This window comes from Micromonospora sp. LH3U1, from assembly GCF_028475105.1.
In the GTDB taxonomy this organism is placed as follows: domain Bacteria; phylum Actinomycetota; class Actinomycetes; order Mycobacteriales; family Micromonosporaceae; genus Micromonospora.
Genome location: NZ_CP116936.1, coordinates 2,475,343 through 2,493,350, shown reverse-complemented (window position 1 = coordinate 2,493,350; position 18,008 = coordinate 2,475,343). Strand labels below are relative to the sequence as shown.

Below are 18,008 nucleotides of genomic sequence, written 5' to 3'. Positions count from 1 at the left end.
CTGCGTCCGCCCGTACCACGTCGGTGTGCTCCGGTGCCGCGGTGGTCAGTCGCCGCGGGCCTTGCGGGTGGCCCGGTCGTTGGCCTTCTCGATCGCCGTGACCAGCTCCGGCTTGGTCATGCTGGACCGGCCGGGCACGTCCAGTTTGCGGGCCACCGACATCAGGTGGTCCTTGGTGGCGTTGGCGTCCACTCCACCGGCGGTCGGGGCTCGTCGTTCCGGCCCGCCACCGGCGGCCTGTTGGTCGCTCGGGCCCTTGCGGCCCTTCGGCTCCCAGTGGTCGCCCACCTTCTCGAACTCATGCTTCACCGCGGCGAAGGCGGTGCGGTGCGACCGCTCCCCCTCGCCGTAGGTCTCGACTGCCGAGTCGTGCGTCTTCTCCCAGGTGCGCTGCGCCTTATCCGGGGAGCGCCGCAGCGTGCTGGGCAGGTCTTCGCGCCCGGGCATCTCGTCCTCCTCCGTGTCGACAGGTGTCACCATGACCGTTCCCCTGTGACGCGGCGGCAAACCATACGCGGCACCCACACGGAGCTGGGCGGGTTTGTCGATTTCGCGATCCGGGTACCGGCGGGCCAGGCCTGACCGGACGACCGGTCATCCGGTGGCCGGGGCGCAGGGAGCGGGCATGACGACCACGGAGCCCGGTACGACGATCGACGGCGCAGAGGGCACCGGAGTTCCCCGGCGGATGCGGCAGCTGAGCTGGCGGACCTGGCGTGGCGTGCTGGTCCGCAGTGTGCAGGGCTTCGTCAACGACAACTGCTCCGACTGGGCCGCCGCGCTGACCTACTACGGGGTCCTGGCGCTCTTTCCGTCCGCCATCGTGGTGGTGGCCCTGGTTGGTCTGGTCTCCACGGGCGAGCGGACTGTCGACACGGTGGTCGACCTTGTCAACCAGGTGGGCGCCGGGTCGGTGCTGGCCGACGACGAGGGCGGCGTGGTCGGGGTGATCCGGTCCGTGGTGCTCGAGCAGAGCAATCCCAAGCTGCTGCTGAGTTTCGGCCTGCTCGGGGCGCTGTGGTCCGCGTCGGGCTTCATCGGCGCGTTCACCCGGGCCTCCAACGCCGTCTACGGGGTGAGCGAGGGCCGGCCGGTCTGGAAGCTGCGGCCTCTGCAGATCGGTCTGGCGGCGATCACGCTGGTGCTGCTCGCGGTGGTCGCCCTCGCGTTGATCGTCAGTGGGCCGGTCACCGACGCGGTCGGCGACCTGATCAATGCCGGCGGTCTGGCCCGCACGGTGTGGAGCGTGGCGAAGTGGCCCGCCCTCGCCATGATCATGATGGTGCTGCTGTCCCTGCTGTTCTGGATCGCCCCGAACGTCCGGCAGCCCCGGTTCCGCTGGCTCACTCCGGGCGGCGGGGTGGCCCTGCTCGTCTGGGCGCTGGCCTCCTTCGGCTTCGGCCTCTACGTGGCCAACTTCGGCTCGTACGACACCACCTACGGCAGCCTGGGGGCCGCCATCGCGTTCCTGGTCTGGCTCTACCTGTCCAACTCGGCGCTGATGCTGGGCGTCCAGATCAACGCCGAGGTGCAGCGCGGGCGGCAGTTGCAGGCCGGCGACCCGAACCCGGAGGAGCCGGTGCTGCCGCCGCGCAAGCCCGCCGACGACTGAACCCCGGTTCGGCCTCGGATGTCCGGTCCGGGGTCGGGTCATGGGCCGGTTCATGGCCCGGTGCCGGTTTACCGGGCGGGGTGCCGGGTAGCGCAGATGGCATGGAGCGTGGCAACAGCAAGCACGGACCGAGGATCGACGAGCAGATGAGTCAGGAGGTCAGCGGCCTCGTACAGGGGCCGGGGACCGGTGGCTCTCGGGTCGATGAGTCGCGGGTGCCGGAACCGGCTGGCGAGGACCAGCCGGAGACGACAACCGCCCCGGCCGGCGACCTGCGCACCGGCACCCCACAGGGGATGAGTTCCACGGACGTCGAACAGCGCAGCCGGCTCGGCCGGTTCATCTCGATGAGCGCGCTGCCGGGCGACCGCCTGATCCTCATCGCCAGCGCCCGCGAGAACGAGGCGCCGGACGACATCGTGGCGTCGCTGGAACGCCTGCCCGAGGGCACCCTCTACCAGACGGTTTCCGAGGTGTGGGCCGCGCTCGGCAACAAGAACGAGACAACTCGCTGGTGACCGGATCGCCCCCCGATCCGGGAGACCACCAGCGACTGAAGGAGGTTCCCCGATGAGTGGTGTCACCGAACATGTCGACGTTTCCGTGCCCGTACGCACGGCGTACGACCAGTGGACGCAGTTCGAGGAGTTCCCCGAGTTCATGGAGGGCGTGCAGGAGGTCCGGCAGCTCTCCGAGACGATGACCCACTGGACGGTGGACATCGCCGGGGTGAAGCGCGAGTTCGACGCGGAGATCACCGAGCAGCTTCCCGACGAGCGGGTCGCGTGGCGCTCGACCGGCGGTACCCAGCAGGCCGGCGTGGTGACCTTCCATCGGCTCGACCCGGACAAGACCCGGGTCACCCTGCAGCTCGAGTTCGAGCCGCACGGGGTTGTCGAGCAGGCCGGCGACAAGCTCGGCATCGTCGATCGGCGCGCCAAGGGCGACCTGGAGCGGTTCAAGACCTTCATCGAGCGGCGCGGTCAGGAGACCGGCGCCTGGCGCGGATCGGTGGACCGTCCGCAGCCGTGATCCTGAGCAGCGACATCAGATGGCCGCCGGGCTCTCCCGGCGGCCATCTCCGTCTCTGAGCCTGGTCGCGCGCCACCGTTTGCGATCATCGCCCCCGGGTACGGCTGATGGCATGACCGACGACAGGGTGTGGCGGGACGAGGAGCGGCTTCCGTTGGAGGAGCTGGAGCGGGCCGTGTCAGGCTCCAGCCTCGACGGGCAGGCCGACGACGTGACCGGCAACGACGCGGGCGAAGAGGCCGCGTTCGGGCATGGGCCGGCAGCGAAGGACAGCGGTGCGAACGTCCGGGAGCCCACCGACCCGGAGCGCGCCTACCGCCCGTCCACCACCGGCCGGACCGGGCCGGACGTCTGACCCTCCGCGCCAGGCTGAGCGGGCACCGGCGACCCGGCCAGCTCCGCCGTGGGCCGGCCGGTCGATCGGCGCGCACCCCACTCGTACAGCACGATCAACGCCAACGCCAGCACCACCAGGGCCGAGCCCAGCACCTGCACCGACGTGTTGCCGATCAGCACGCCGAGCCCGGCCGGGACGAGCGCCGCACCGATGCCGGCGGCACCGATCTGGAGCCCGATGGCCCGGTCCGCGTGCGCCGCGCCGACCCGTTCGGCGGTGGTGAGGGTGAGCAGCGGGAACACCGGCGCGGCGGCGAAGCCGACCACGACCAGGCCGAGCACCGCCAGCGCGGCCGGCCCGGGGACGGCGATCAGCGCCGCGCCCACGGCCATTCCGGCCAGACTGACGCGCAGGACCAGCCCGGCCCCCAGCCGCTCGGCCACCACACCCTGCACGACCCGGCCGACGAACAGGCTGCCCCAGTACGCGGAGACGCAGCCGCCGGCCACCGCCGCGCTCAGCCCACGCCCCTCGGTCAGCAGCAGGAACGCCCACAGGCCGGCGGACACCTCGATGGCGACGTACAGGGCGAAGGCGAGCGTCCCCGACCAGACCGCCGGCAGCCGCAGCGTCGCCCGGACCGGCACCCGGACCGCCGACGACGTCCCGCCACCCGCGGCAACGGGTGCGCTTCCGGCAGCGGCGCCGGCCTCGGTGGGTCCCGTTCCGACGGCGGCGCCCGCCTCGGCGGCCGGGACGCGTTGCCAGGCCCGCACGGTGAGAGCGAACGCGATGGCGAGAACGAGCTGGGCGGCGGCCACGACGCCGTACCCCCAGCGCCAGGCCAGGCCGGCGCTCAGCACCCCGGTCATGATCAGCGGGCCGATCGCCACGCCCAGGCCGAAGAAGGCGTGCAGCCAGTTCATGTGGCGCGGTCCGAAGGCCCCGGCGGCGTACGCGTTGAGCCCGGAGTCGACCGCGCCGGAGCCGAGCCCGAGCAGCAGTGCACCTCCCACCAGCACGGCCAGCACAGGGCTCACGGAGTAGCCGGTCAGCGCCAGGCTCGCCAGCAGGGTGCTGCCGGCGAGCAGCGCACCCACGCCGACGCGAGCCAGCGTGAACCCGGCCAGCACGCTGGAGGTGAGATAGCCGACGGTGCCCGCGGTGAGCACCCACCCGACCGCCTCGGTCGGTACGCCGAAGTCGCCCCGGATCGAGGGCCAGCCGACGCCGAGCAGGCCGTCGGGCAGGCCGAGGCTGACGAACGCGAGGTAGGCCAGCAGGAGCAGCGAGGCGCGGGGACGCGGGGACGTGGTGGACACGAGACACCATCCTGCCGCAGGGGCAGCCTAACGCCGCAGGCACCCGCTCGCTCGCGGCGCGAAGAAGTCGTGTCCGAACAGTCGAGAAAACGGACAGCTCATCCAGAATCGGCCGATCGGAGGACGGCAAGCCGGCTTGTTCGCGTAAGAATTTCGGAATGCATCAAGGCTCCGGAATCCTCTCCACGCGTCAGCGCCGGCTCGCCTGGCTCGGCTTCCTGCTCGCCGCACTGCAGGCGCCCGTGTCCGCCTCGCTCGTCGCCGACGAGTCGTGGCTGTTCAGCCTCTGCGTCGCGCTGATGGTGGCCACCGTGATCATCGCCGACGACGCAGCGCGGCGACGCCCAACCGGCGCGACCGGCGACTAATCTCCGCTGCCGGGCCGGGCTTCGTGCCCCGGACGGCCCCGGCTACGGCGGCGTTCCTTCATCTCCGCCTCGTAGAGGTGGCGCCGCCCGCCCACCAACTCGTCGCGGGCCTGCTGGTCCAACTCCCGGAACAGCGCGTGGTAGCCGTCGTCGAAGTCCTCGACGATCTGGAACGTCCACCGCCCGGCGATGACGTTGCGGCCCAGCAACTCCGCGTCGATCCGGTCGGCGAGCTGCGGATGCCCGGCGGCGCGGAACTGCTCCACCGCGTCGTCGAGCATGAGGTCGGCGTGCCCGATCAACTGGTGCAGTGAGTAGAGATGCCCCCGGGCCCGCTCCACGCACTCCAACGCTTCGCTGAGCTTGCCGAGTGCCGCGACCGTCGCGTCACTGACGCCGGCCGGCCGCCGGTGCTGCTCGTCTGGTCCGTCCGCCTGCTGTCCCATCCCTGCCTCCGTGCCCTGACCCGCCATCTACGGGTGGTTGTCCTGCTGCCCCGTCTGTGCCGGATCAACCCCCGCGGTCAGCCCTGGTCGCCCCAGTGGCGCAGCCGACATCCGCCGAGAGGCCGAGGCCGACGCCGTCACCGGTCGGTTAGCCTCGGTCACCATGCGTGTGCCGTTCAACCGTGTCGCCTCCCGTACCGCCGTCGACTCGGCGCGGTCCACCCTGGCCGCCCTCACCGTCTCTGTCGGCACTCTCGGGCTCGCCGCCGCCGCCGCGCGCCCAGGGTTGCTGGCCCTTGTCGACCAGCACGCGGCCGCGGTACGAGACAGCCTCGACGGGGACCGTCGACCGCTGACCGCCGCGGCCCTCGCCGGCTACGCCGAGGGGTCCGCGCGGCCGCTTTGGAGCACGGCTGGGCGCCGCCGGGCGGGCCGGTGGACTGGAGCCGCCCGGAGTGGCTGCTCACCCGACTGCTCGCGGTCTGCGCGCTGGCCCGCTCGCTCGACCGCGCCTGACGCGCGCGGGGAGGGCACCCCGCGTCGTACGCGGAACACCCTCCCCACCCGCCGTGCCGTAACGCCCGCTACGAGCGGTATTGCTGGGCCTCGTCCACCTGAGGCATCGCCTGGGTGTGGTCACCCCCGCGGTCGGCCATCTGCCGCTCCACGTCGCTACGCCCAGCCGCCGTGGCCTGCCGCTGCTGCTGCACCGCCCGGGCCTCTCGGGCGGCCCGGTCCAGCCAGCCGTCCCAGCGGTTCTGCATCGGCTTCACGAGACCACCACCGACACCGACGATCAGGATGCCGGCCACCGTGGCGAGCACCGCGATCAGCACCGGAGTGGTCACCGTGGTGGCGATACCCACCTGGTTCAGCGCGGCGATCACGCCGAGCGCGATGATGAAGATCGCCGTCAGGTCGGCCAGAACCTTGCCGTACGAGAGTCCTCCCAACGCCCCGGTGACCAGATCCCGGACGGCGTTGGCGATCGCAGCCGCCACCACCACGACGATGATCGCGACGAACGCCCGTGGCAGCCAGGCCACCACGCCGCTGATCAGGTCACTGATCGCGTTGGGCCCCCAGACGCCGAAGGCGAACTGCAGGGTGAACAGCAGGACGGCGTAGTACGCCAACCTGGCCAGGATGTCGCTGGCGTCGTACTTCGTTCTCTCCAGTGCCCGTTTGATGCCTCCGCGTTCGACGGCTTCGTCGAAACGCACCCGTTCCAGCACCGTGTCCACGATCTTGAGGACCGCTCTGGCGATGAGCCAGCCGACCACGAGGATGACGATGAAGGCCACTGCCTTCGGGATGAAGAGCAGCACCGACCTCCAGGTGTCGGCGATGGCATCGCCGATGTCGGCCTGCCGAACCGCGAGGGTTTTCAGCATGATGTCCCTCCTGTCGCATGGACTGCGCCGGGCGCATACCCGCCAACTGGTCCGGCAGTCCGCGCAACGCGCGGCGTTTTCGGCGACAGGCCGCCGGACAGGGGCCGTGAACTGCCTGAACGGCCACCGCGAAAGGGGTGGCGGCGACCCGCGGCCATGATCGGATACCTTTCCCGGGCGGCCGACTAGGCTGCGAACATGCCAGGAACGGTCGGGCGAGTCCCCACGCCAGCAACTCCCGGCCCAGGCGCATCCACGGGGCCCGGTGCGGCTGCCGCCGTGCTCGCCCACGACTGGGCCGGCACCTCGCTGGGCCCACGCGAGGGCTGGGACGTCGCGATCCGGGCCGTGGTCGAGCTGATCCTCGCCTCGCCGATGCCGATGGCCCTGGCGTACGGCGACGATCTCGTCCTGCTCTACAACGCCGGTTACGCCGAGTTGCTGGGCACCAAACACCCGAGCGCCCTCGGACGCCCGGCCGCCGAGGTGTTCGCGGAGATCTGGGCGCTGCCCGGTGTCGGTGGGGTGATCGAGCGCGCCTACCGGCAGGGCGTGCCGTTCCTGGAGAAGGAGTCCACGCTGCCGCTGGTCCGTGGGCACTCCGCGACCGTGGAGCAGGCGGTCTTCACCCGGGGCTACTCGGCGGTGCGCGACAGCGCCGGGCAGATCGTCGGCATTCTGACGGTCGCGGCCGAGACCACCCACGTCACCGAGCAGTTGCAGAGCCTCAGCGAGGTGGCCGCGGCGCTCGCCGGCACGCTCACCCTCGACGACGTGGCCCGGGTGGCGTTGCGGTACGCGATCACCACATTCGACCCCGACCAGGTCTCGTTCGCGGTCGACGAGGGCGGCGGCGGTTGGCGCATGGTGCGCCGGGTCCGTGGCGAGTTGCTGGACGAGGCCGACGAGCGGCTTCCCCCGCTCTGGCGGCGCGCTCCGGCGGACTGGTCAGCCCCGGTGGTGCAGGCGGCGCGCTCCGGTGGCCCGTCGTTCACCCGCGACGGGCAGCCGCTGCGGGAGACCGCCGTGGATCGCCACGACCAGAAGATCCGGGCGATGGCGGCCCTGCCCCTGGGCACCTCGGTCGTCCGCGGCGGGCTGGGGGTCGGCTACCAGATTCCGCACAACTGGTCGCCCGCCGAGCGGGCGCTGTTGGCCGCCTCGGCCGAGCTGATCGGCCAGGCCGCGGAGCGGGCCCGCCGGTTCGAGACCCAGCACGGCACGGCCCAGCTGTTGCAACGCAGCATGTTGCCGGAGCACCTGCCAGACCTGCCCCGGTTGCGGATCGCGGCCCGCTACGACCCGGGGGTGGACGGCAACGCCGCCGGCGGCGACTTCTACGACGCGTTCCTGCTGCCCAGCGGCGCGCTCGGCGTGGTGCTCGGCGACGTCGCCGGGCACGACGTGCAGGCCGCCGCCCGGATGGGGCAGGTCCGGGCCGCGCTGCGCGCGCTGGCCCTGGCCGACCCGGCGCCCGACGCGGTGCTGGCCGGGTTGGACCGGCTGGTGACGAGCCTGGGAGCGGAGGCCGGCACCCACGAGCTCTTCGTCACCGTGGCGTTCGGGGTGATCGACACGGAGCGGCGGGAGCTGACCCTGGCCAGCGCCGGTCACCCCGCGCCGCTGATCCGCCGAGGCACCCCGGAGGGCCGCTCGCACGCCGAGTACGTCGACGTGCCGGCTGGTCCGCCGCTGGGTCTGGGCGGCCGGCCGGGCACCATCACGGTCGCGTTCCGTCCTGGCGACACCCTGCTGCTGTTCAGCGACGGGGTGGTGGAGCGTCGCCGGCAGAGCCTCTCCGCCGGGCTGGCCACCCTCGGCGACGCCGTCGCCAAGGCCGGCAGTGGCGACCCTCGCGCGCTCTGCGCGGTGGCCACCGCAGCGGTACCGGGCGGCACCGAGGACGACGTGGCCGTGCTGGCGGTCGAGCACGCGCTCAAGCCGAGTCGCTCGGCCAGCATGGAGGTGCCCGCCGAGCCGACCGCGCCGAGCCGGGTCCGGCACTGGATGACCGGCCAGCTCACCGAGTGGCAGGTGCCGGAGTCGGTGATCGGGGCGGCGGTGCTGTGCACCAGCGAGCTGACCACCAACGCGTTGCTGCACGCGGGCACCGCTGCCCGGGTGGAGATCGACCTGAGCTCCGAGCGGCTGCTGGTCTCGGTCGCCGATTCCGGCACGCGGGGCACCGTGACCCGGGCCCGCACCGACACGTTGAGCAGTCGTGGGCGCGGTCTCGGCCTGATCGAGGAGCTCAGCGACGCCTGGGGCACCGACCCGTCGGTCCGCGGCTCCACGGTCTGGTTCGAGATCCTCACACCGCCGGCCTCGCATTCCTAGACCACCCGAACGGGTAGGAGGACGTCCATGCGTACCGACCGGCCCGCCGGAATCCTCTTCGATGTCGACGGCACCCTGGTCGACACCACCTACCTGCACACCGTGAGTTGGTGGGAGGCGTTGCGCCAGACCGACCAGCCGGTGCCGATGGCGATGGTGCACCGCTCGATCGGGATGGGTTCGGACAAGCTCCTCGACCACCTGCTCGGCCCTGAGCGGGACCGCGACGCCGACACGAAGCTGCTCGACGCGCACGACACCCTGTACGCCGAGTACTGGGAACGGCTCACACCGCTGCCCCGGGCGGCGGACCTGCTGCGCGCCTGCGCCGAGCGCGGGCTGCGGGTGGTGCTCGCCACCTCCGCCTCGGAACCCGAGGTGGGCGCGCTACGTCGGGCGCTGGCTGCCGACGACGTGATCGACACAATCACCTCCTCGGCGGACGCCAAGCAGAGCAAGCCGGCACCGGACATCCTGGTCGCCGCGCTGGAGCAGTCCGGGTTGGCCGCCGAGCGGGTGGTCTTCGTCGGAGACTCGGTCTGGGACGTCGTCGCGGCCGGCGCGTTGGCCATCCCGTGTGTGGGGTTGACCTGCGGCGGCACCAGCCGCGGCGAGCTCGCCGGCGCCGGGGCGGTGGCGGTGTACGACGACCCGGCCGCGCTGCTGGGTGAATTGGCGGACTCGCCGCTCACCCGCCCGAGGTGAGGCTCACTCCGGTTCGCCGGCCCGTACGCGCATAGCCGGTAGCCCTGCGGGGCATGGTCTGTCACCACCTGCCCGCGCCTCGCGGGTGCGGCTGAAAGGTGGTGCCGTGGAGCCGGTAGACGTGGCGTTCGCGCTGGTGGGCCTGGGCGCGCTGCTCGCGGGCATCCTCCCGCGGGTGCTGGAGCAGCGCCCACTGTCCATGCCGATCGCCTTCCTCGCTCTCGGCATGCTGGTATTCCTGCTGCCGGTCGGGCTGCCGACACCGGACCCGCTGGCGCACCCCGAGCTGGCCACGCACCTCACCGAGATCGGGGTGATCGTCGCGCTGATGGGCGCCGGGCTCAAGATCGACCGGCCGTTGAGCTGGCGGCGGTGGTCGTCCACCTGGCGACTGCTGGCGATCGCGATGCCACTGTGCATCGCGGCGGTGGCCCTGCTCGGGTGGTGGTGGGCGGGGCTGGTACCCGCCGCCGCGCTGCTGTTGGGTGCCGCGCTGGCACCGACCGATCCGGTGCTCGCCGCCGACGTACAGGTCGGCGAACCAACGGACGTCGAAGACTCCGAGGACGAGGTCCGCTTCGCGTTGACCTCCGAGGCCGGCCTCAACGACGGGCTGGCGTTCCCGTTCGTCTACGCCGCCATCGCCATCGCCTCGACCAGCCTCGCCCCGAGCGACTGGTTCGCCGAGTGGTTCACCGTGGACGTGCTCTGGAAGGTGATCGTCGGCGTCGGCGGTGGCCTGCTCATCGGCTGGCTGCTCGGCAAGTTGTTCTTCCGCGCGCCCAGCGAGCTGCGGCTGGCCCGGCACGCCGAGGGCTTCCTGGCGCTGGCCGCCACGTTCCTGGCGTACGGGCTGGTCGAGGTGGTCGGCGGGTACGGCTTCCTGGCGGTGTTCGTGGCTGCCCGGGCGATCCGGGCGGCCGAGCGGACCAGCAAGTTCCACTCGGTGCTGCACGACTTCTCCGAGCAGGTCGAACGGCTCCTCACGCTGGTGCTGTTGCTGCTGCTCGGCGGCGCGATCGTGGGTGGCCTGCTGGTTCCGCTGACCTGGTCGGCGGCCGCCGTCGGGCTGGCGCTGGTGCTGGTGATCCGGCCGCTGACCGGCTGGTTGTCACTGCGCGGCGCACCGGGACGGCCGGCCGAGCACTGGGTCATCTCGTTCTTCGGCATCCGCGGCGTCGGCTCGTTCTACTACCTCGCGTACGCCACCACGAAGGCCGACTTTCCGCAGGCCGAGCTGCTCTGGGCGACCGTGGGGCTGGTGGTGCTCGTCTCCGTGGTGCTGCACGGCGTCACGGCGACCCCGGTCATGCAACTGCTCGACCGGACGGGCGAGCGGACCTCCGACCCGACCGAACGTGACACTGACGCCCGGCCCGTGGCCGCAGCCGGACACGCCTGAACACCGGACCAACCGCCCGGCGGGTCAGAGGAGCCAGTCAGGCCGGGCGCGGTCAGGCCAGGCGGGCCGCCAGGGCACGGCCGAGGTCCCGGCCGGAGCGCCACGCACTCTGCACCCGGGGCTTGCCGAACGCGTCGCCGGCCAGGCCGATCCCGTCGGCGTCCAGGTGGTGGGTGGCGTCGGCGGCGCCGCTGGTCGGCTTCGCGTACGTCCAGCGGTGCACGCGCACGTCGACGGCCTGCTCGGGCAACCCCAGCAGGTCCCGGACGGCCTGCTCGATCGCCGGGCCGGCCCCGGTGGGCTGGGCCAGGTGCCCGGCGGCGAACTCCGGCACGGTGTGCGCGACAAGTACCGGCGCGCCGTCACCGCGCCGGTCGCCGTCGTCGCAGACAAGATTGAGGACCGGGTGGTCGTTGACGAACGCGCCCCGGAAGTCCGGCCAGCGGCGGGTCGGGAAGCGCAGCACCGCCGCCAGCGACGGAGACCAGTGCTGCGCCTGCACGACCCGGGTGGCGTCGGTCAGTGCGGGGTCGAGCAAAAGGGCGGCCTGCGGGCCCGGCATGGCCAGGGCGACCGCCGCGCACGGCACACCGTCCACGGTCGGCCCGGGCTCCACCATGAGCACCAGCCGGTCGACGGTCACCGGCACCGCACCGGCCAGGTGCTCGACCAACGAGCGCAGCCCGCGCGGCGCGGCGAAGCGCATCGGCCCGGGCACGTCGTGGCGCCCGGTCCGGTCGTACGCCTGGAAGGTGTCGGTCCATTCGCGGACCAGGCCGGCGGCGCTCCACTGCTCGACCACGGCGGTGAAGTCCGGGTCGGTGGCGGTGAAGTACGCGGCGCCGATGTCCGCGGGCCGCCCCTCGAAGCGTTTGCTGGCCATCCGGCCACCGCAGACGTGCCCCCGCTCCCGGACCTGCACCGGCACTCCGGACCTGGTCAGCTCGACCGCACACGCCACCCCGGCGATTCCCGCCCCGACCACCACCACACTCGACCGGTCCACCTTCATCCGGTGATCGTAGGTGGCGGCGAGCGGGCAGGCATGAACCGCGGAAGATCAGGGTAATGGCACACCTGTTCGAAGAAAGGATGATGACTGTGACTGACCGCGATAACGAGCAGGCCGACCAGAGCGCCGCGATCAAGGACCCGGACGAGTGGGTCACCGGCGACGAACCGCCCACCGCAGCCCAGGAGTCCTACCTAGGGACCCTGGCCCGCGAAGCCAACGCAGAGATTCCCCCGGACCTGACCAAGGCCGAAGCGTCCAAGCGCATCGACGAACTCCAAGCCGAAACCGGCCGAGGCCAGTAACCCCCGCCCCACCCCACCCCCACCCCACGCGATCTTGCACTTTCTGCCGGGACAAAAAGGTGCACAAGTCGCAAAAAATCGACAGCAAGTGCAAGATCGCGGGGGTGGGGGGCGGGGGCAGGGGGCAAGGTCGTGAGGGTGGGGTTAGTTACGGGGTAGGCGGTGCAGCTCCACCTCGGTCAGGCGGCCGGCGCGCACCTCTGCGGTGAGGTAGGTGGCGTCGGGTTGGGAGCGACGGTCGGTGGGTGAGCCGGGGTTGAGCAGGCGCAGCCCACCGGGCGCTTCGGTGTCCCAGGGGATGTGCGAGTGCCCGAAGACCAGCAGGTCCACGTCGGGGAATCGGGCCGCGCACCGTTGCTCGCGACCGGTCCGCGGCCCGGTCTCGTGCACCACCGCGACCCGCAGGCCGTCGAGCTCGACCCGGGCCACCTCCGGTAGCCGGGCGCGCAGCGCCGGGCCGTCGTTGTTGCCGTACACCCCGATCAGTCGCCGCGAACGCGCGGTCATCGCGTCGAGGAGCGCCTCGTCCACCCAGTCGCCGGCGTGCACCACCACGTCCGCCTCCTCGATGGCCGTCCAGAGCGGCCCGGGCAGATCCCGGGCCCGCTTCGGTAGGTGGGTGTCCGCCGTGAGTACGAGCCGCATCTCGGCATTCTCCCCCGCGCCCTGGCCGCCCACCCGGGGACGCGGGTGGACGGCCGGACTTCGCCCTGTCGCCTGAGGGGAACGGGCTTGGGGCTGATCAGGGGCCGGTCAGGGCAGGGTCCAGCGTTGCGCCCCGGTGCCGTTGCAGGTCCAGATCCGCAGTTGCCTGCCGTCGGTGAGGTCGGAGTTGGGGATGTCCAGACAGCGCCCCGACTGTGGGTTGCGCAGGCTGCCGTCCGGCTGGGCGGCCCACTGCTGGGCCCCGCTGCCGTTGCAGTCGTAGAGCTGCACGAGTGTGCCCTCGGCGGTGCCACTCGCCTTCACGTCCAGGCACTTGCTGAGCCCGCGCACCGTGCCGTCGCCGGGCAGGGTCCAGCGCTGCGCGGCGGTGCCGTTGCAGGTCCAGGTCTGCACCGGGGTGCCGTTGGCGGTCTGGCTGGAGGCGATGTCAGCGCACTTGCCGAGGGCCTTGACCTCCCCGGTGCGCGGCCCGCCAACGCCGACCCCCGGCCCGGTGAAGGTGTAGCTGTCGACGTCCAACAGCGCGCCGCTGCCGCCGGTGAAGACCAGGAACAGGTCGTGCGTGCCGTCGTCGGGCTTGGTCACCGTGGCGCTGAACTCGGTGTAGTTGTCCCACCCGCCGGTGTTCGGCACCGCGATCCGGGCGACCTCGGTGCCGGTGGGTGAGTCGTACCGGAAGGAGAGTGCGCCCCCGGGGCCGCCGGAGGAGACGCGTGCCCGGACTCCGGTGATGCCCTTGAGGCTCACCGCGTGGTGCCGGACGTTCTCGCCGTTCTGGATGTCACCGAGTCGCTTGCCGCCCTCGGCCGCCGCCTGGTCGATCACCTTGGGTCCGTTGAGCTGGACGAAGTGCTCGGCCTGCCACTGTTTCGGGTACAGGCTGATGTCCTTCTCCCCGGTCAGGACGGCCGAGCCGGTCGCGCCGCGATCGGTGTAGCTGCCCCGGAGCACGAAGAACAGCACCGAGTCGGGGCCGGCGTGCACCGGGCCGGTGTTGAAGGTGGCGCCGCAACCGGTCCCTTCCCCCTCCTCGTGGGCGTGCTCCTGGTGTCCGAGCGCGGCCCGGACGACCACCGCCGAGCAGGCCGGCGTGCCGTCCTGCGGGTCGCTGGCGGTGGCGCTCACTGCCAGGTCCTGCCCCCAGTCGAAGAGCCCGCCGGCGGGCAGTCCGTTCAGGGTGACCGTCGGCCGGTTGTTGCCGACGACCACCGGCACCAACGTGGTCGCGCTGCGGCCGGTGCCGTCGCTGACGGTGAGCCGGGCGTTGTAGCTGCCGTTGGCGGAGTACGTGAAGGACGGGTTCGCGGCGGTCGAGTCGGGGCTGCCGTTGTTGGTGAAGTCCCAGGCGTACGTCAGCGGATCGCCGTCCGGGTCTGAGCTGCCGGCGCTGGAGAAGGTCACGGCCAGCGGGGCCAGTCCGTTGTCCCTGTCGACGGTGGCCTTGGCGATCGGGGAGCGGCCACTCTGGACGTAGTTGATTTTGTAGAGACCGGCGTCGACGGCGCCGGAGAAGTAGCCGCTGCCGTACTCAAGCAGGTAGAGCGAGCCGTCCGGCCCGAACTGCCAGTCGATCGGATGGACGAGTTTCATGCCGGCGAGCACCGGCTCGATCACCGTCGGCGCGCCGGTGGACGGATTGCCATTGTCGAACTGGACCTCCTTGATCCAGTTGCGGCAGTACTCGGAGATCAGCCACTTGTTGTCGTAGTAGGCCGGCCATTTCACGTCCGAGACGAGGTTGGGGTCGTAGTGGTAGACCTCGACGTGGTTGGGCGAACCACACCCACCCGGGTTGTCCAGTGCCGGCCAGTCCTCGCTGCCGCCGTGCTGCTCCCAGACCAGCGCCGGCTTTGTCGCCGGGAGTTGCTGCAGGCCGGTGTTACGGGGCGAGTTGTTGACCGGGCCGGTCGAGCCGCCGCACGGGAACCAGCCGCGCGGCGTGGCGGTGGCGAAATCCCAGTCGTTGTAGGCGACGTTCGAGCCGCCGCAGTACGGCCAGCCGTAGTTGCCGGGCGTGGTGGCCCGGTTGAACTCGTCGTACGCCGCCGGGCCGCGGTTGGCGAGGTCGACGCCGGCGTCCGGGCCCACTTCGCCCCAGTAGAGCGTGTTGTTGACCTTGCGGTCCACCCAGATCCGGTACGGGTTGCGCACGCCCATCACGTAGATCTCCGGGCGGGTTCGCGCGGTGCCGGCGGCGAAGAGGTTGCCGGCAGGGACGGTGTAGCTGCCGTCGTTCTCCGGGTGGATCCGGTTGATCTTTCCGCGCAGGTCGTTGGTGTTACCGGAGGTGCGCTGGGCGTCGTATTGCGGGTTGCGGCTCGTCCGCTCGTCAATCGGGGCCATTCCGGCCGAGTCGCCACCGGAGTTGGTGTTGTCGCCGACGGCGAAGTAGAGGTTGCCGGCGGTGTCCCAGCTCATCGAGCCGGCCGAGTGGCAGCACAGGTCCCGCTCGGTGGGCCACTCGATCAGTATGTCCTCGCTGGCCGGGTCGAGCAGCAGGGTGGACGGGTTGAAGGTGAACCGACTGATCCGGTTGACCAGCGGGGTGACCTTGGGCGAGTAGAAGAGGTAGACCCAGCGGTTGCTCGCGAAGCTCGGGTGCAGGGTGATGCCGATCAGGCCGTCCTCGAACCGGGCGTCCAGTGCCAGGGTCAGCGCGACCGTGGTGGAACTCGTCGCCGGGTTGAAGAGGCGGACCTGACCGCCGGCGCTGCTGGTGCCCCGGTTGATGTAGAAGACCTTGCCGTCGGGGGCGACGGCCAGCTCGATCGGCTCCCCCATGGAGAGCCCGCCGTCGAGGGCGATCTTCTCGAAGCCGACGGTGGCGGGCGGTGCCAGGGCCGCACTGGCCCGCGCCGCGGATGCGGTTGCCGGCCCCTCGGCGGTGGCCGGCGGGGCGAGAAAGAGGGTGGCGAGGAGGGTGAACAGGGTGGTGGCGCCGACGAGACGTCGGCGCGGAGTGCGGGACACGAGACCTCCAGCTGTCCGGGGGATCTCGGTGCCGCTCCCGCCGACTGGAGGAGCACCGTGGTGTCCCGGACATTAACGTCTTTCACTGGAAGACGATAGAACTTCGCATCATGAGATAGAAAGTTGTCAAGATTTAGACGAAAGTACGGCTCAGTCGCGCGTCGGGGTGAAGTGTGCCGGGGGCATGCCGCACTCGCGCAACGTCGGGTCCTGCTCCACGTCGGTGAGCACACCGGCGGCATTGATCAGGCCGATGTGGGAGAACGCCTGGGGGAAGTTGCCCAACTGCTCCCCGGTCTGCTGGTCGATCTGCTCGGCGAACAGGCCCAGGTCGTTGACCCGACCAGCCAGATCGCGAAACAACTCGTGCGCCCGGTCCCGCTCACCGGCCAACGCCAGGCAACTCACCAACCAGAACGAACAGATGACGAAGCCCGCCGGGTCGCCGTCCCAGCGCCGCAGCAGGCCGTCGTGCGACAGCCGCCGCTCCACCGCCCGCACCGTCGAACGCATCCGCGGGTCGTCGGCCCGCAGGAACCCCACGAGCGGCATCACCAGCACCGACGCGTCCAGTTCGTCAGAATCGAAGATCCCGGTGTACGACTGGAGCCGGTCGCTCCACCCCCGCTCCAGCACCGCCGCGCGCACCTCGTCGCGGGCCGCCGTCCAGCGGGCCAGGTCCTGCGGACCGCCGAGCTTGTCGCCGAAGCGGACCGCCCGATCCAGTGCGACCCAGCACTCCACCTTCGAGGACACGTGGTGGTGTTGGACTCCACGCTCCTCCCACATCCCCGCGTCCGGCAGTTTCCAGCCCTGCTCGGCCTGATCGGCGAGCACCCGAAGCAGGTGGTAGACCTCCGGGTCGAACGGCTCCAACTGGTCCCGCATCAGCCAGGCGGCGTCCATCGCCGCGCCGTAGATGTCGTTCTGCCGCTGCCGCCACGCGTCGTTGCCGGTCACCACCGGCACGCTGTCGCGGTAACCGCCGAGCTGTTCCAGCCGATGCTCGGTGAGGTCACGCTCCCCCAGCACCCCGTACATGATGGGCACCGGCTGATCGCCGATCCGGCCCATCGCCCGACCCAACCAGGCGAACTGCCGCCGCACCTCGTCGAAACACGCCGACCGCCACAGCGCCCGCAGGGTGTGGCTGAAGTCGCGAACCCAGACGTACCGGTAGTCGTAGTTGCGGTCCCCTCCGAGCTCCTCCGGCAGCGAGGTGGTCACCGAGGCCACCACCGCCCCGCTCGGCCGATACGTCATGCCCTGCACCACCAGCCCGCTGCGCCGCACCTGCTCGGCGTAGAGCCCCTCATATTCGTGCTCGCCGGCCCAGGACCGCCAGCCGGCGACGGTGTCGGCGATGGTCTGGTCGGCGTCCGGCACCTCCGGCAGTGGGGCGTCGTAGGTCGGGGCGTACCCGAGACTGAAGTTGTGGGTCGTGCCGGCGCGGACGGTGAACGTCGCGGTGGCCTCGCCGTCGTCGCCGCACACCAACCGCACGCTGCTGCGGAACGTGAGCCGCGCGGCCCCGGCGATGGCCTCCAGCATGTCCTCCCGCTCGACCAGGTACGCGATGGTGCGCCCGTACTCGAAGCGCGGCCGGTAGTGCACCCGCATCGGTACCGCACCGGAGAGTCCCTGCACGCTACGGACCAGCACCTGCGGTGGGTGCAGCCCGATGTCATGACCTCGCGAGCCGGGCTCGAAGGCGAGCGCGTCGGTCAGCGCGACCTCCCCCTGCGCGGTGCGGAAGACCGTCCGCAGCACGAGGGTGTCGTCGAGGTAGCAGCGTTCGACGGAATAGTCGCCCTCCGGTCGGATCGACCAGTGCCCGGCGCCGTCGTCGAGCAGCCGCCCGAAGACCGACGGGGCGTCGAACCGGCCCGGGCACCACCAGTTCACCGAGCCCGAGGAGTCCACCAGCGCCGCGCTGCGGCCGTCGGCGAGGAAACCGTAGTCGCTGATCCGTCCGTTCTCCACCTGACTGGCTACCCGGGCATCCCGCGCGCATTCCCCAGGCGGGGACGGCACCCAGCGTGCTGGCTCGCGTTACCGGTCGGCGTGGGCGGGAACCCCGGGAGCTGACGAGGGAGGATG

The 18,008-nt window shown here is 71.5% G+C and carries 17 protein-coding genes and 1 pseudogene; 10 read left to right on the top strand and 8 right to left on the bottom strand.

The annotated features are described in order from the left end of the window. Nucleotides 1–45: 45 nt before the first annotated feature. Nucleotides 46–447, bottom strand: coding sequence for a ChaB family protein (locus PCA76_RS11320; RefSeq protein WP_203120655.1), 402 nt, complete (start codon nucleotides 445–447; stop codon nucleotides 46–48). Between the two features lie 178 nt (nucleotides 448–625). Between PCA76_RS11320 and PCA76_RS11315 the strand changes: the two genes are divergently transcribed. From PCA76_RS11315 to PCA76_RS11300, 4 genes are all read left to right on the top strand, one after another. Further along, nucleotides 626–1,612, top strand: a complete 987-nt coding sequence (locus tag PCA76_RS11315; protein WP_272617336.1) for a YihY/virulence factor BrkB family protein — start codon at nucleotides 626–628, stop codon at nucleotides 1,610–1,612. A 101-nt stretch (nucleotides 1,613–1,713) separates the two neighbouring features. Beyond that, nucleotides 1,714–2,130: a DUF2795 domain-containing protein gene (locus PCA76_RS11310; protein WP_272617334.1), complete on the top strand. Its 417-nt coding sequence runs from the start codon at nucleotides 1,714–1,716 to the stop codon at nucleotides 2,128–2,130. A gap of 52 nt (nucleotides 2,131–2,182) precedes the next feature. Then, nucleotides 2,183–2,644 carry an SRPBCC family protein gene (locus PCA76_RS11305; protein WP_272617332.1) on the top strand — a complete coding sequence of 154 codons (462 nt, stop codon included), beginning with the start codon at nucleotides 2,183–2,185 and terminating at the stop codon, nucleotides 2,642–2,644. A 112-nt stretch (nucleotides 2,645–2,756) separates the two neighbouring features. Beyond that, nucleotides 2,757–2,999 carry a hypothetical protein gene (locus PCA76_RS11300; protein ID WP_272617330.1) on the top strand — a complete coding sequence of 81 codons (243 nt, stop codon included), beginning with the start codon at nucleotides 2,757–2,759 and terminating at the stop codon, nucleotides 2,997–2,999. Here PCA76_RS11300 and PCA76_RS11295 read toward each other — a convergent pair. Next, nucleotides 2,957–4,303 carry an MFS transporter gene (locus PCA76_RS11295; protein WP_272617328.1) on the bottom strand — a complete coding sequence of 449 codons (1,347 nt, stop codon included), beginning with the start codon at nucleotides 4,301–4,303 and terminating at the stop codon, nucleotides 2,957–2,959. The two genes, PCA76_RS11300 and PCA76_RS11295, sit on opposite strands and share 43 nt — an antisense overlap. A gap of 158 nt (nucleotides 4,304–4,461) precedes the next feature. On the opposite strand from PCA76_RS11295, the gene PCA76_RS11290 reads away from it, so the two are divergent. Then, complete coding sequence (locus PCA76_RS11290; protein WP_272617326.1) at nucleotides 4,462–4,671, top strand: hypothetical protein; 210 nt, start codon at nucleotides 4,462–4,464, stop codon at nucleotides 4,669–4,671. On the opposite strand, the gene PCA76_RS11285 is transcribed toward PCA76_RS11290, so the two are convergent. After that, nucleotides 4,668–5,117 carry a hypothetical protein gene (locus PCA76_RS11285; RefSeq protein WP_272617324.1) on the bottom strand — a complete coding sequence of 150 codons (450 nt, stop codon included), beginning with the start codon at nucleotides 5,115–5,117 and terminating at the stop codon, nucleotides 4,668–4,670. The genes PCA76_RS11290 and PCA76_RS11285 overlap by 4 nt on opposite strands. A gap of 163 nt (nucleotides 5,118–5,280) precedes the next feature. Here PCA76_RS11285 and PCA76_RS11280 point away from each other — a divergent pair. After that, nucleotides 5,281–5,633 (top strand): annotated as a pseudogene (locus PCA76_RS11280) (DUF6401 family natural product biosynthesis protein). 68 nt (nucleotides 5,634–5,701) lie between these two features. On the opposite strand, the gene PCA76_RS11275 reads toward PCA76_RS11280, so the two are convergent. Beyond that, nucleotides 5,702–6,511 carry a mechanosensitive ion channel family protein gene (locus PCA76_RS11275; protein WP_272617322.1) on the bottom strand — a complete coding sequence of 270 codons (810 nt, stop codon included), beginning with the start codon at nucleotides 6,509–6,511 and terminating at the stop codon, nucleotides 5,702–5,704. A 198-nt stretch (nucleotides 6,512–6,709) separates the two neighbouring features. Between PCA76_RS11275 and PCA76_RS11270 the strand changes: the two genes are divergently transcribed. The 3 genes from PCA76_RS11270 to PCA76_RS11260 all read left to right on the top strand — a co-directional run bounded on the left by PCA76_RS11270 (nucleotide 6,710) and on the right by PCA76_RS11260 (nucleotide 10,955). Then, nucleotides 6,710–8,848 carry an ATP-binding SpoIIE family protein phosphatase gene (locus PCA76_RS11270; RefSeq protein WP_272617320.1) on the top strand — a complete coding sequence of 713 codons (2,139 nt, stop codon included), beginning with the start codon at nucleotides 6,710–6,712 and terminating at the stop codon, nucleotides 8,846–8,848. A 27-nt stretch (nucleotides 8,849–8,875) separates the two neighbouring features. After that, entirely contained in the window at nucleotides 8,876–9,553 is a 678-nt protein-coding gene (locus PCA76_RS11265) for an HAD family hydrolase (RefSeq protein ID WP_272617318.1), read from the top strand. A 106-nt stretch (nucleotides 9,554–9,659) separates the two neighbouring features. Next, entirely contained in the window at nucleotides 9,660–10,955 is a 1,296-nt protein-coding gene (locus tag PCA76_RS11260) for a cation:proton antiporter domain-containing protein (protein ID WP_272617316.1), read from the top strand. 52 nt (nucleotides 10,956–11,007) lie between these two features. Here PCA76_RS11260 and PCA76_RS11255 read toward each other — a convergent pair whose 3' ends face one another. Next, complete coding sequence (locus PCA76_RS11255) at nucleotides 11,008–11,946, bottom strand: NAD(P)/FAD-dependent oxidoreductase (protein WP_442930254.1); 939 nt, start codon at nucleotides 11,944–11,946, stop codon at nucleotides 11,008–11,010. Nucleotides 11,947–12,050: 104 nt separating this feature from the next. Between PCA76_RS11255 and PCA76_RS11250 the strand changes: the two genes are divergently transcribed. Further along, nucleotides 12,051–12,272 carry a DUF3072 domain-containing protein gene (locus tag PCA76_RS11250; protein ID WP_442930253.1) on the top strand — a complete coding sequence of 74 codons (222 nt, stop codon included), beginning with the start codon at nucleotides 12,051–12,053 and terminating at the stop codon, nucleotides 12,270–12,272. 144 nt (nucleotides 12,273–12,416) lie between these two features. On the opposite strand, the gene PCA76_RS11245 is transcribed toward PCA76_RS11250, so the two are convergent. The 3 genes from PCA76_RS11245 to PCA76_RS11235 all read right to left on the bottom strand — a co-directional run bounded on the left by PCA76_RS11245 (nucleotide 12,417) and on the right by PCA76_RS11235 (nucleotide 17,891). Then, complete coding sequence (locus tag PCA76_RS11245; RefSeq protein ID WP_272617312.1) at nucleotides 12,417–12,917, bottom strand: metallophosphoesterase family protein; 501 nt, start codon at nucleotides 12,915–12,917, stop codon at nucleotides 12,417–12,419. A gap of 108 nt (nucleotides 12,918–13,025) precedes the next feature. After that, on the bottom strand, nucleotides 13,026–15,908 hold the full coding sequence (locus PCA76_RS11240) for a ricin-type beta-trefoil lectin domain protein (protein ID WP_272617309.1): 2,883 nt from the start codon (nucleotides 15,906–15,908) through the stop codon (nucleotides 13,026–13,028). Between the two features lie 150 nt (nucleotides 15,909–16,058). Beyond that, complete coding sequence (locus PCA76_RS11235; RefSeq protein WP_272617307.1) at nucleotides 16,059–17,891, bottom strand: glycoside hydrolase family 15 protein; 1,833 nt, start codon at nucleotides 17,889–17,891, stop codon at nucleotides 16,059–16,061. Nucleotides 17,892–18,008: the final 117 nt, after the last annotated feature.

What these genes read in the sequence shown, in the direction of transcription:
- PCA76_RS11320 (WP_203120655.1), bottom strand. Translation starts at nt 447, where the DNA reads ATGCCCGGGCGCGAAGACCTGCCCAGCACGCTGCGGCGCTCCCCGGAT.
- PCA76_RS11315 (WP_272617336.1), top strand. Translation starts at nt 626, where the DNA reads ATGACGACCACGGAGCCCGGTACGACGATCGACGGCGCAGAGGGCACC.
- PCA76_RS11310 (WP_272617334.1), top strand. Translation starts at nt 1,714, where the DNA reads ATGGAGCGTGGCAACAGCAAGCACGGACCGAGGATCGACGAGCAGATG.
- PCA76_RS11305 (WP_272617332.1), top strand. Translation starts at nt 2,183, where the DNA reads ATGAGTGGTGTCACCGAACATGTCGACGTTTCCGTGCCCGTACGCACG.
- PCA76_RS11300 (WP_272617330.1), top strand. Translation starts at nt 2,757, where the DNA reads ATGACCGACGACAGGGTGTGGCGGGACGAGGAGCGGCTTCCGTTGGAG.
- PCA76_RS11290 (WP_272617326.1), top strand. Translation starts at nt 4,462, where the DNA reads ATGCATCAAGGCTCCGGAATCCTCTCCACGCGTCAGCGCCGGCTCGCC.
- PCA76_RS11285 (WP_272617324.1), bottom strand. Translation starts at nt 5,117, where the DNA reads ATGGGACAGCAGGCGGACGGACCAGACGAGCAGCACCGGCGGCCGGCC.
- PCA76_RS11275 (WP_272617322.1), bottom strand. Translation starts at nt 6,511, where the DNA reads ATGCTGAAAACCCTCGCGGTTCGGCAGGCCGACATCGGCGATGCCATC.
- PCA76_RS11270 (WP_272617320.1), top strand. Translation starts at nt 6,710, where the DNA reads ATGCCAGGAACGGTCGGGCGAGTCCCCACGCCAGCAACTCCCGGCCCA.
- PCA76_RS11265 (WP_272617318.1), top strand. Translation starts at nt 8,876, where the DNA reads ATGCGTACCGACCGGCCCGCCGGAATCCTCTTCGATGTCGACGGCACC.
- PCA76_RS11250 (WP_442930253.1), top strand. Translation starts at nt 12,051, where the DNA reads ATGACTGTGACTGACCGCGATAACGAGCAGGCCGACCAGAGCGCCGCG.
- PCA76_RS11245 (WP_272617312.1), bottom strand. Translation starts at nt 12,917, where the DNA reads ATGCGGCTCGTACTCACGGCGGACACCCACCTACCGAAGCGGGCCCGG.